The organism is Gottfriedia sp. OAE603 (assembly GCF_040543965.1).
Taxonomy (GTDB): domain Bacteria; phylum Bacillota; class Bacilli; order Bacillales; family Bacillaceae_G; genus Gottfriedia; species Gottfriedia solisilvae.
On record NZ_JBEUNN010000001.1, the window covers coordinates 3,429,232 to 3,440,859 of the forward strand.

Consider the following 11,628-nt stretch of genomic DNA (forward strand, 5'->3'; position numbering starts at 1 on the left):
GGCATAAAATAAAAAAAGAGACTGTAACAGCAAATGCTGTTACAGTCTCTTTTAATCATTAAAGACCAGCTTCAGTTTTTAAAGCTTCTGCTTTATCAGTACGTTCCCAAGGAAGGTCGATATCTGTACGGCCGAAGTGACCATAAGCAGCAGTTTGTTTGTAAATTGGACGACGTAGGTCAAGCATTTTGATAATTCCTGCTGGACGTAAGTCAAAGTTATTGCGGATAACTTCTACAAGTTTTTCTTCTGAAACTTTACCTGTACCAAAAGTATCAATTGCAATAGATACTGGTTTCGCAACACCAATTGCGTATGCTAATTGAACTTCAGCTTTATCAGCTAATCCAGCAGCTACGATGTTTTTCGCAACGTAACGTGCAGCATAAGCAGCAGAACGGTCAACTTTCGTTGCATCTTTACCAGAGAATGCTCCACCACCGTGACGAGCATATCCACCGTAAGTATCAACGATGATTTTACGACCTGTTAATCCTGCATCCCCTTGAGGTCCACCGATTACGAAACGGCCTGTTGGGTTGATAAAGAATTTTGTATTCGCATCGATTAACTCAGCTGGTACAACTGGTTTAATAACAAGTTCTTTAATATCATTTTCGATTTGTTCTTGAGTTGCTTCTGGACCATGTTGTGTAGATACAACAATTGCATCAATACGAACTGGTTTGTTGTTTTCATCATACTCAACTGTTACTTGAGTTTTACCATCTGGACGTAAGTATGAAACTGTTTCATTCTTTCTTACTTCAGTTAGACGACGTGCGATTTTATGAGATAAAGAAATTGGAAGTGGCATTAATTCAGGTGTTTCGTTTACAGCAAAACCGAACATTAAACCTTGGTCTCCAGCTCCGATTGCTTCGATTTCTTCATCTGACATGCTTCCTTCACGTGCTTCTAATGCTTGGTCTACACCTAAAGCGATATCAGCTGATTGCTCATCAATAGAAGTTAATACTGCACATGTATCTGCATCAAATCCGTATTTAGCTCGGTCATAACCGATTTCACGAATTGTTTCGCGAACGATTTTTGGGATATCTACATAAGTAGAAGTTGTGATTTCACCTGCAACAAGTACTAAACCTGTTGTAACTGAAGTTTCCGCTGCTACACGAGCATTTGGATCATTAGCTAAAATTGCATCAAGAATTGAATCTGAAATTTGGTCACAGATTTTATCTGGATGTCCTTCTGTAACTGATTCTGAAGTAAATAAACGACGTTGTGACATTGAGTCCCCTCCTAAATTGAATTGACGGATCTCTTTTTTCTCAACATAAGATTAGAAAAATGTTTTCCTATATCTTATGTTTCCCATTTAAGATAAAGATAACTCAGTGTTAATTACGAAATTGCCATCTGTATTTAAGTTTTGAGCAAAAAAAAAGCCTTCCTCTTATCCATATTGCTTGAGGAAAGGTTTAGTTATTTGCCTTTCGCTCTTATCGTCCAAGACAATAAATTGCCTTGCATCAGGTTCAGCACCTTTCACTTAAAGTGAGGTTGCTGGGCTTCGTAGGGCCTGTATCCCTCCACCTACTCGGGATAAGAGAGTATCCGTATGAAAAGTATCATATTAAAAATAAACTTTCTTGTCAACAATTTTCATCATACTTTAGACACATTTCACCATAAATAGAAAATCATCACACGATTTACATTCATTCCTATTAAATGGGTAATACCTAATAATATCTTTCATACAAGCTAATTTACACCTTTAAGTATACCGTTTTACTCATTTTAAAATTTTTAATAATTTCGTTACACATTTTTCCAACTAATAGTATACACTATTAAAATAAATGTGTTATACTATTTAACGAGATACCTACATGGCAGACAAATTATATTTAAAGGATGGTATTAGTATATGAAGACAGTTGATGTAAATATTGAATTGAATGAATTACTTTCAAGTAATCACATGTATAACCAGCTAAGCGTTTCTGAGCTAGTTGAAAAAGTTCTAACAAGACAAGAAGGTATTCTAACGTCAACGGGAGCAGTTAGTGTATCAACGGGAAAATATACTGGCCGTTCACCAAAAGATAAATTTATTGTAAATGAAGCATCTGTTGAAAACTTAATTGATTGGGGAACAGTAAATCAGCCAATCTCTTCAGATGTGTTCGAAAAATTATATAGTAAAGTACTTACTTACTTAAAAGATAGAAACGAATTATTCCAATTTAAAGGATTTGCTGGTGCTGATACTGGATATCGTTTACCAATCCAAGTTATTAATGAATTTGCATGGCATAATTTATTTGCTCACCAGTTATTTATCCGCCCTACTGAGGAAGAATTACTAACACATCAATCAGATTTTACGATTGTTTCTGCTCCAACTTTTAAAGCTGATCCAGTTGTTGACGGTACGAACTCAGAAGCATTCGTTATTATTTCATTTGAAAAACGTATTATTCTAATCGGTGGTACTGAATATGCAGGAGAAATGAAAAAATCAATTTTCTCAATTATGAATTTCCTATTACCACAGAACAATGTATTGCCTATGCATTGCTCAGCAAATGTTGGTAATGAAGGTGATGTAGCATTATTCTTCGGCCTTTCTGGTACTGGTAAAACAACACTATCAGCTGACGCAGACCGCAAATTAATCGGTGATGATGAGCATGGTTGGTCAGACAATGGTGTTTTCAATATCGAAGGTGGCTGCTATGCAAAATGTATTAATTTAACATTTGAAAAAGAGCCACAAATTTTCTCAGCGATTAAATTTGGGACAGTATTAGAAAACGTAGTCGTAAATCCTGACGGTCGCTTAGCAGATTATGACGATACTTCATTAACAGAAAATACACGTGCAGCATACCCAATGCAAGCAATTCAAAATATTGTTGAGCCAAGTGTTGCTGGACACCCACATACAATTATCTTTTTAACTGCTGATGCTTTCGGAGTATTACCTCCAATCAGTAAATTAACGAAAGAACAAGCAATGTACCACTTCTTAAGTGGATTTACTAGTAAATTAGCTGGTACTGAGCGCGGAGTTACATCACCTCAAGTAACGTTCTCAACTTGTTTCGGTTCACCATTCTTACCGCTTCCAGCTGTAGAATACGCAAAAATGCTTGGTGAAAAGATTGAAAAACATAATGTAAATGTATTCTTAGTTAACACTGGCTGGACTGGTGGAGAGTACGGAGTAGGTAAACGTATGAATCTCTCATATACAAGAGCAATGGTACACGCTGCACTTGAAGGAGATTTAAATTACGTTGAAACTACTCAAGATGAATTTTTCGGTCTTTCAATTCCTCAACATGTTCCAGGAGTGCCTGATCAAGTATTAGTTCCATCATTAACTTGGGAAGACAAATCAGCATATGAAGTTAAAGCGCTTGAATTAGTGAATAAGTTCAAAGAAAACTTTAAAAAATTCGAAGGCTTTGATGCTCAACTTGCTGAGCTTGGCGGTCCTTTAAAATAATATTAACATTGAAAGGTCTTCTAATCGAAGACCTTTTTTTGTGCTGTAAAAGTTTGAACAACATTAATTTAAATTTCTAGGTAAGAGAAGAGTGTTGAATTCCACTCCAGGTGCTCGCTTTCCATGGGCGTGCGGTGAGCCTCCTAGAAAAAGGTAGGCATGCTAAAACCATGACGTCCTGTCGTAACGCATGCATGACCCACATCCTGTGGGCCTCCTGTGGGGTCTCACCTTTCACGCATCTCCCATAGGAGTCGAGCACCTTACGCTCCATTCAACATCTTAAGATAACACTCTTATTTAGTAATAGTAACTTTCAATTTAAGTCATCAAAAAAAGTCTTCTAATCCAAGACCTAATTTTTTGCTGAAAAGGTAAAGAATTGGATTGATAAACCGATTTTTTATTTTGGTGTATATTTCTTTTCGTTTTTGTCATCGAACTTTCTGATCCACTCCATATCAATCGGTCCATTTATAACTTCATAATAGTTCCCAAAGATATGAACAACATCACCTTGTACATTAACGATTGCAACAGCTCCCCTAGAGTGGGTTATAAAAAAATCGAAAATTCCTTCTTCATTATCATTTAATCGTGCATTAAATGTTTCATTACTTATTTTTTTTAGGCGATATTGACTTAAAAACCTCATTAATTCATCGACTTGACCTTGATCTCTTGACACCCAATCCACTGCTCTTGTTGTATCTTCTAAAGAAATATCCTTTCGAAATGAAATTGATTCAAAATACCTATGCTTATAAGGAATTAAATCATCAAAGTTTCTCACTCGGTTCTCATTTATTGTTCGTAAAGAAATAAAAAATGATTAATGCTATGATACCAATTATTATGTATTTAAGTTTTTTGTTTCTCATTATTTCCCCTTGATTTTATGTATTTAGGTTCTGAAAAAGATGTGTGTTGAATTCCACTCCAGGTGCTCACTTTCCATGGGGCGTGAGTTGAGCCTCTTGGGCCCACAATGATGTGGGACTCAGCTTTCCCGCACTTCACATTAGGAATCTCATACCTTCTACAAGAGCTTTCAAATTTTTTAATGATGGAGCGAAGCCTTTTAAATTCATTGTTACGCTAGTTCCCCTATCTTCTTCTTTTAGGTGAATTGAGATGTTTTTGGAGTAGTTATACTAAATGTAAACTCTTCTAGGAATTGGATACTCTCAATCGTTAGAATCATGGTAACTTTCTATGTTAAATGGTTATGTCTACTTGGCATTAATGTGAAAGCCATTTCTTCACCAACGCTTAGGTTTGGTATTTCCCATGGTGATCCAGGTACGTACCATTTCGAAAGTTTGTCTTGATCTATGATTGCATTCCAGACTAGCTCTATATTGCTTTTAATCCAAATAAAACTCTGCCCCTCATTGTTCTCCACTTTCGTTCACCTTCTCTTACATCAACCTAATGTTTTTATAACCTTTTCAACCCTTTTTCGTTTCGTTTCTTTTTCAATTTCATTCGTTCTTGCGTTCAAAGTTATTATAAATAGTTGTTTATTTTTTTGGTCAATAATTGGCATTGCTCTTTCTGCTATAAGTACACTTTCCATTTATTTTATCATAGTGATTTTTATTTTTAGGCTCATTTCTAAAATTGATGCTTTGTGTAATTAATCATCACCATAGAACTATTCTTAAATAAACATTTCCATATTCACCCATTTTTTCCTATTGCATAGGCTAATGTATAGTATTTTATGCTAGGAGGGATTACATGAAAACTAAATGGCTATTAATCTTATTTTTATTAATTGCTTCTGTTTTTGGGGCTTGTTCAAAAGAACAGTCTAGTGATGGAAAGATAAAAGTCCGTGTTGCTGAGGTGACTCGTTCCCTGTTTTATGCTCCAGAATATGTTGCAATCAGTGAGGGAATCTTTGAAAAGCATGGTCTAGATGTTGAATTAACAACTACTTTTGGTGGAGATAAAACAATGACTGCCGTCTTGTCTAACGGTGCTGATATTGGGTTAGTTGGTCCAGAGACTACTTTATATGTATATGCTCAAGGTGCAAATGATCCAGTAAAAAGCTTTGCTCAATTAACGCAAACAGATGGAACTTTTTTAGTTGCGAGAAATCAAAAAGGTACATTTAATTGGGAGCAGCTGAAAGGTACAACATTCTTAGGTCAAAGAAAAGGTGGTATGCCACAAATGGTTGGAGAATATGTTCTCAGCAATCATGGTATCGAGCCTCATAAAGACTTAAAACTTATTCAAAATATTGATTTCGCTAATATTGCCAATGCTTTTGCATCTGGTACAGGGGAGTATGTTCAGTTATTTGAACCTACTGCAAGTATTTTTGAAAAAGAAGGAAAAGGAAAGATCGTGGCGTCGTTTGGTTTGGAATCTGGTAAGGTTCCTTATACAGCATTTATCGCCAAAGAAAGCTTCTTGAAAAAGAATGCTAAAACGGCTCAAAAATTTACTGACGCGTTGTACGAAGCTCAGGCGTGGGTAGACTCTCATTCGGCTGAAGAAATTGCACAAAGCGTTGCTCCATTTTTCCAAGACACTCCTTTAGATATAGCTACGAAAGTAATCGATCGATACAAATCTCAAAACTCATATTCTACTAACCCTATTTTAGAAGAAGATGAGTGGAACAATCTTCAAAAGATCATGAAAAATTCCGGAGAGCTACCTAAAGAAGTACCACATTCTACTTTAGTAGATACAAAATTTGCTGAAAAATCTACTAAGCAATAGTAGGTTATGCATATGAGTTATCTTACAGTTAATGAAATTTCACATGTTTTTCTATCAAAACAAAAAGCAAGTAAAATATTAGATAGCTTGACATTTAAAGTTGATAAAGGTGAATTTGTATCTATTTTAGGCCCAAGTGGTTGTGGAAAAAGTACACTTCTATCAATCATTTCATCTTTATTAACACCTTATGGTGGTTCAGTTCAGTTTAAAGGTCATCCTTATGACGTTAAAACTGGAGAAATTGGCTATATGCTTCAGCACGATTATTTGTTTCCTTGGAAATCAATAAAAGAGAATATCTTTCTAGGGCTAGAAATATTAGGGAAAGATTCTGAGGAAAATAAACTTCGTGCTTTAGAATTACTAAAAGAAGTTGGATTGGAAGGTTATGAAAATGCATACCCAAGGGAACTATCAGGGGGCATGCGTCAACGAGTAGCATTAGTGCGAACACTTGCTACAAGCCCATCTATTGTATTACTAGACGAACCTTTTTCTGCTCTTGATTATCAAAACAAAGTAAAACTTGAAGAGTTGGTTTTTCACTTATTTAAAAAATTAAATACGACTGCTCTATTAGTAACTCATGATATTGAAGAAGCTGTTGCAATGTGTGATCGTGTCATAACGCTAACGAATGTTCCTACGAAAATATCAAATATTTTTCCATTACCTGAAGAATTACGGAATAATTCACCATTTGAGGCAAGACAGCAATCACTATTTCCTTCTTATGTTTCTTCGATTTGGAAGGAGCTGGAGAAGCGTGAATAATGTAAAAGACGAGTTACAAGACTACCATGCTTACGTTATGAAAAAAAATCGCAGAAAGAAGCTATTCGTATTCTTCTTTCAATTCCTACTAATTGTATTGTTTTTTATTGCTTGGCAGCTATTAAGCCATAGACAAATAATCGACCCATTATTGTTTAGTTCTCCTACTAAAATATATGATTTATTTATTACGAAACTGCTTGATGGCACAATCTATCATGATGCCATGACAACAATTACCGAAACATTGATTGGCTTTGTATTAGGAACAATCATTGGAATCATACTTGCAATTGTTCTTTGGTGGTATCCTTTCGCTTCAAAAGTACTCGACCCATTCTTAGTAGTTTTTAATGCAATGCCAAAAGTAGCACTTGGCCCTATTATCATCGTTATTTTCGGTCCAACATATTCTTCCATTATTGCAATGGGGATTATTATTAGCTTTGTTATTACAGCTTTAGTTATTTATCAAGCATTTCAACAAGTAGATGAAAATTACATTAAAGTCATTAAAAGTTTTGGGGCTACAAAATCACAAGTCTTTAAAAATGTCATCTTTCCTGCTAGTATACCAACTGTCATTTCAACATTAAAAGTAAATGTCGGCTTGGCTTGGGTAGGAGTGATTGTCGGAGAATTTTTAGTTTCCAAAAACGGACTCGGCTACTTAATCGTTTATGGATTCCAAGTATTTAACTTCACCTTAGTTCTCATGAGCGTACTTATCATAAGCGTTTCAGCCGGTTTAATGTACATTATTGTTGAATATATTGAGAGAAAAACTGTAAAAAAATAGAAAAGTGGAGGCGACTGGTCAGCTCCGACAAGCATAAGACGAAAACCAGGAAAGGTGCTTTTTACCTTTACTGGTTTTTTGCTTATGACCTCGAGGATCTAAAGTATGGAGAATATGAACCTCAAAAAAAAATGCTCACTATTTCAGTGAGCATTTTTTTATTTTGCATCCTTAACAATTGAGTTCAAATAGCTTAAGCTGTGTGAAAATACTTCGTCACGCATAATGAAGCTAAATCGACGGTCTTTTTTAATGCTAGGTGGAAAATCTTTAAACAGAACAGGTCCATTTGTTTCAAAATAGTGCTGTTGGGTTAAAAGTTCTCCAATATTAGCAAAGTAAATGTTTTTAATAATTATTTTGTCTTTACCTGTTACACGATATTGACCAAGATAATTGATTGAGGAGACACTACCACCAGTTTCTTCTAATACTTCACGCACAGCTGCTTGTTCAGGTGATTCACCTTCCTCAACTTTTCCACCTGGAAATTCATATCCTCTTCTTTGGTGGTCGGTCAGTAGCCATTGATCTTTGTATTTACATATAACCCAAACATGTTTTGGATTTGGCGAGAATGGATGCTTTTCAAATGATAGTTCAACCGTGTTATGGTAAAAGTCTTTAAATGTATACATTTTAACCTTCCTAGATTCATACTTTGTTTTCCATTGTACTATGTCTATTAAAATGTTTCATCTATATTGAAACATTATTCGAAAAACAATATGAAATATTTGATTGACTTGCATATTCGACAGTATACTATATGATGATAGTATAATCATTAGGAGGTTATATAATGACTGGAGTTTATGTCGTTAGTGCAATCATAATTGTTGTTGTTTTTGGTGCATTTGTTTTGACTGTAAATAAAGGATACGGTGTTCAGCATAAAGTGGACAAACTTGATGATATAAAAGTAAAAAACAATCATGATGAAGATGTAAAAGAATAAATATAATAAATGAAAACAATATTAATTAGTTTTATAAAATTTTATCAAAAATGGATTTCCCCTGCTACACCTCCAACTTGTAGGTTCTATCCCACATGCTCACATTATGGTCTAGAAGCGCTTCAGACGCACGGAGCGCTCAAGGGGACCTATTTAACGACTAAAAGAATCCTTAAATGCCATCCATTGCATCCAGGGGGATATGATCCTGTTCCGGAGAAGTATACAAAAGATGATATCAAAGAAACTTGAGCAAATGGACAAGTAGCCTTTGATATCATCTTTTTTCTTTTATTTTTATTACTCAAGACTCTTTCAAAACTTGAATACCTTTTTACTTAGTTTTTTTATTCTCTCTTCATTCACAGTAATTCCTAACCCAACCCCATTTGGAACTTTAACTTTTCCATTTTCCAATTTTACTTCAGGATCGATAATGTCTTGTTCCCAATGTCTTGATGAAGCTGAAATGTCACCAGGTATTGTAAAGCCAGCTAATGATGCAAGTGCCACATTTTGTATTCTAGATATACCTGTCTCAATCATCCCACCGACCCAAACTGGCAAATTATTTTCAACACAATAATCGTGAATTTTTAATGACTCTGTTAAGCCCCCAACTCTGCCAGGTTTTATTGTAATTATCTTACAAGCCTGTAGAGCAAATGCAATTTCAACATCCTCCAGTGAATAAATGCTTTCATCTAAACAAATAGGTGTCGCTATTTCTTTTTGAAGGACTGCATGCTCCATAAAATCTCGATCGCCAAATGGCTGTTCGATCATCAATAATTTAAATTGATCTAATCGTTTTAGTTGTTCAATATCATTCAAAGTATAGTCAGAATTTGCATCAATCATTAATGAAATCGTTGGGAATTTATCACGGATTTTCGAAATCACTTCATAATCATTTTGCTTCGACACCTTTATCTTAAATCGTTCATAACCCTCTATTTGAAATCTCTCTATTTGCTGAAGCATTACTCCTGGGTCATTCATGCTGACAACAACTCCGACAGGAATCTCTTCTTTCATCCCACCTAAAGCTTTAGCTAATGAAATGTCTTTTTTCTTGGAAAATAAATCCCAACAGGCACCTTCTATCCCTGCTTTTGCCATCGGATTACCTTTGAAGATATTTAACCTCTCTGCAACCTCTGAAGGGTGAGTAAATACTTTGTTTAGAATGGTTGGGATCAAAAAGTCCTGCAAAATATGAAGTGATGTTTGAATCGTTTCTGCTGTATACCATGGCTCAGAAAACGCAACTACCTCACCGAACCCTACTGTTCCACTTTCATCAGTTAGTTTGACAATAATTGTTTCTCGATTTTCATAAAGACCATAACTAGTTTTAAAAGGTATTCTAAGCTGCTGTTCAATTAAAAATAACTCTACTTGCTGAATCAACATAATTTGTTCCCCTTATAGTAGCTTATGAAGCTCTCTTCTTACTAACTTGTTTGCAGCATTTCTTGGTAGACTCGAGACAAAGTGAATTTCTTTAGGTATCTTAAACTTAGCTAATTTTTTCTGGCAAAATTCAATCATTTCTTGCTCTGAAGGGTGATTATTTGATTTTGCTATCACAAACGCGATTGGAACCTTTCCCCAGGTTGGATCTTCCCTCCCAGTAACGCCAGCCTCAATTAAATCTGGGTGTGTTAATAAGATTGACTCAATTTCCGCTGGATAAATATTTTCTCCACCAGAAATAATCAAGTCACTTCGTCGGTCAACAACAAATAAAAAACCATCTTCATCGACATACCCTAAATCACCTGTATAAAAAAATTCCGAAGTATCATTTGTTTGTAGTTTATAATAACCTTTACTTACATTAGGACCTTTTACAACAATTTCACCGACAACTCCAGGAGAACACTGCTTGCCATTTTCTTGTATTTCTAGTGAACAACCAAAAAGTGCTTTACCCGCTGAACCGATTTTCGAAAGCATAAATTCTGGAGATAGAGTCGCAATCTGTGAACAGGTTTCAGTCATCCCATAAGTCTGATATACAGGCACATTGCGCTCTTGAGCTTTCTGTAAAAGTGGTATTGGCGCAGGACCACCTCCAAGTAACGCTGCTCTAATATTACTTAATCCTTCATTCATATCCTCAAAATTGAGCAAATCATTTAATACCTTCGTTACAACAGATAAAATTGTTATTTTGTATTGATTAATATAATTTAGTACAATCCCTGCTTCAGCTTTTTCCGCTAAAATAATCTTCATTCCGTATATGGCACTTTTATATACCGTAGAAAGTCCACCAACATGAAACATTGGTAAGCACACCAGCCATACGTCACTTTGATCTAATCCTAAGTTCAGGACTGATGCGATCGCACTACTCCAATGATTCCCATAAGATTGCAATACAGCCTTAGGAAATCCCGTCGTTCCGGATGTATACATCATAGTTGCAATCTCATCATGATTAAAATACTCACGAACGACTACATGTTTTACTTCAAATTGCTGTATATTATTCATTGCTAGTACACGGACTGCTGATGGAGGCGCTATGAAATTTTCATTTTCGACAATTAAAAAATTTGAATCACTATTTTGTATTTGATAGCTAATTTCATCTTCATTTAATCTAGTATTTAATAATATAGCAATTGCTCCAATATAGTGGATTGCATAGACAGTAACGATAAACTCTATGGAATTATTCATTAGTACAGATACATGCTTTCCTTTTTCAATACCAAAACTATGAAACCTTCCTGCAAGTTGTATGACTCTTTCATGAAGTTCTTTAAATGTAATTTCTTCTTGATCCGATACAACTGCAATTCGATTAGGTGTTAATCTAACTCGTTCTAGTAAAAAATTTGGAATTTGATTCAT

The 11,628-nt window shown here is 35.1% G+C and carries 13 protein-coding genes and 1 riboswitch; of the genes, 6 read left to right on the forward strand and 7 right to left on the reverse strand.

Annotated features, from left to right (window positions below):
- Positions 1-58: 58 nt before the first annotated feature.
- On the reverse strand, positions 59-1,255 hold the full coding sequence (metK, locus tag ABID96_RS17440; protein ID WP_192603103.1) for a methionine adenosyltransferase: 1,197 nt from the start codon (positions 1,253-1,255) through the stop codon (positions 59-61).
- Positions 1,256-1,463: 208 nt separating this feature from the next.
- Positions 1,464-1,576: riboswitch (SAM riboswitch) on the reverse strand.
- Between the two features lie 321 nt (positions 1,577-1,897).
- Between metK and pckA the strand changes: the two genes are divergently transcribed.
- Entirely contained in the window at positions 1,898-3,484 is a 1,587-nt protein-coding gene (gene pckA / locus ABID96_RS17445; RefSeq protein ID WP_192603104.1) for a phosphoenolpyruvate carboxykinase (ATP), read from the forward strand.
- Between the two features lie 403 nt (positions 3,485-3,887).
- Here the strand turns inward: pckA and ABID96_RS17450 are convergent, their stop codons facing one another.
- The 3 genes from ABID96_RS17450 to ABID96_RS17460 form a co-directional block, all read right to left on the reverse strand.
- Positions 3,888-4,277 carry a hypothetical protein gene (locus ABID96_RS17450; RefSeq protein ID WP_377896974.1) on the reverse strand — a complete coding sequence of 130 codons (390 nt, stop codon included), beginning with the start codon at positions 4,275-4,277 and terminating at the stop codon, positions 3,888-3,890.
- A 420-nt stretch (positions 4,278-4,697) separates the two neighbouring features.
- The gene (locus ABID96_RS17455; protein WP_192603106.1) at positions 4,698-4,889 is read right to left on the reverse strand and encodes an SRPBCC family protein; all 192 of its coding nucleotides are present in this window, start codon (positions 4,887-4,889) and stop codon (positions 4,698-4,700) included.
- Positions 4,890-4,910: 21 nt separating this feature from the next.
- Entirely contained in the window at positions 4,911-5,063 is a 153-nt protein-coding gene (locus ABID96_RS17460; protein WP_192603107.1) for a hypothetical protein, read from the reverse strand.
- Positions 5,064-5,227: 164 nt separating this feature from the next.
- Here ABID96_RS17460 and ABID96_RS17465 point away from each other — a divergent pair, with 164 nt between their 5' ends.
- Genes ABID96_RS17465 through ABID96_RS17475 form a run of 3 tightly spaced genes read left to right on the forward strand, consistent with a single transcriptional unit; the run spans position 5,228 to position 7,802 of the window.
- A complete protein-coding gene (locus ABID96_RS17465) occupies positions 5,228-6,226 on the forward strand; it encodes an ABC transporter substrate-binding protein (RefSeq protein ID WP_192603108.1) in 999 nt (332 codons plus the stop codon).
- A 12-nt stretch (positions 6,227-6,238) separates the two neighbouring features.
- A complete protein-coding gene (locus ABID96_RS17470; RefSeq protein ID WP_192603109.1) occupies positions 6,239-7,003 on the forward strand; it encodes an ABC transporter ATP-binding protein in 765 nt (254 codons plus the stop codon).
- A complete protein-coding gene (locus ABID96_RS17475) occupies positions 6,963-7,802 on the forward strand; it encodes an ABC transporter permease (RefSeq protein WP_483301166.1) in 840 nt (279 codons plus the stop codon). The genes ABID96_RS17470 and ABID96_RS17475 overlap by 41 nt, the downstream gene beginning before the upstream one ends.
- 158 nt (positions 7,803-7,960) lie before the next feature.
- Here ABID96_RS17475 and ytkD read toward each other — a convergent pair whose 3' ends face one another.
- Positions 7,961-8,440 carry an RNA deprotection pyrophosphohydrolase gene (ytkD, locus tag ABID96_RS17480; protein ID WP_088002484.1) on the reverse strand — a complete coding sequence of 160 codons (480 nt, stop codon included), beginning with the start codon at positions 8,438-8,440 and terminating at the stop codon, positions 7,961-7,963.
- A 164-nt stretch (positions 8,441-8,604) separates the two neighbouring features.
- Here ytkD and ytzI point away from each other — a divergent pair, with 164 nt between their 5' ends.
- Entirely contained in the window at positions 8,605-8,760 is a 156-nt protein-coding gene (gene ytzI, locus ABID96_RS17485) for a YtzI protein (RefSeq protein ID WP_088002481.1), read from the forward strand.
- A 9-nt stretch (positions 8,761-8,769) separates the two neighbouring features.
- On the forward strand, positions 8,770-9,012 hold the full coding sequence (gene yidD, locus ABID96_RS17490) for a membrane protein insertion efficiency factor YidD (protein ID WP_192603110.1): 243 nt from the start codon (positions 8,770-8,772) through the stop codon (positions 9,010-9,012).
- Positions 9,013-9,075: 63 nt separating this feature from the next.
- On the opposite strand, the gene menC is transcribed toward yidD, so the two are convergent.
- Together menC and ABID96_RS17500 are read right to left on the reverse strand one after the other, a co-directional pair.
- Positions 9,076-10,176 carry an o-succinylbenzoate synthase gene (menC, locus tag ABID96_RS17495; protein ID WP_192603111.1) on the reverse strand — a complete coding sequence of 367 codons (1,101 nt, stop codon included), beginning with the start codon at positions 10,174-10,176 and terminating at the stop codon, positions 9,076-9,078.
- Between the two features lie 12 nt (positions 10,177-10,188).
- A complete protein-coding gene (locus tag ABID96_RS17500) occupies positions 10,189-11,628 on the reverse strand; it encodes an o-succinylbenzoate--CoA ligase (RefSeq protein WP_192603112.1) in 1,440 nt (479 codons plus the stop codon).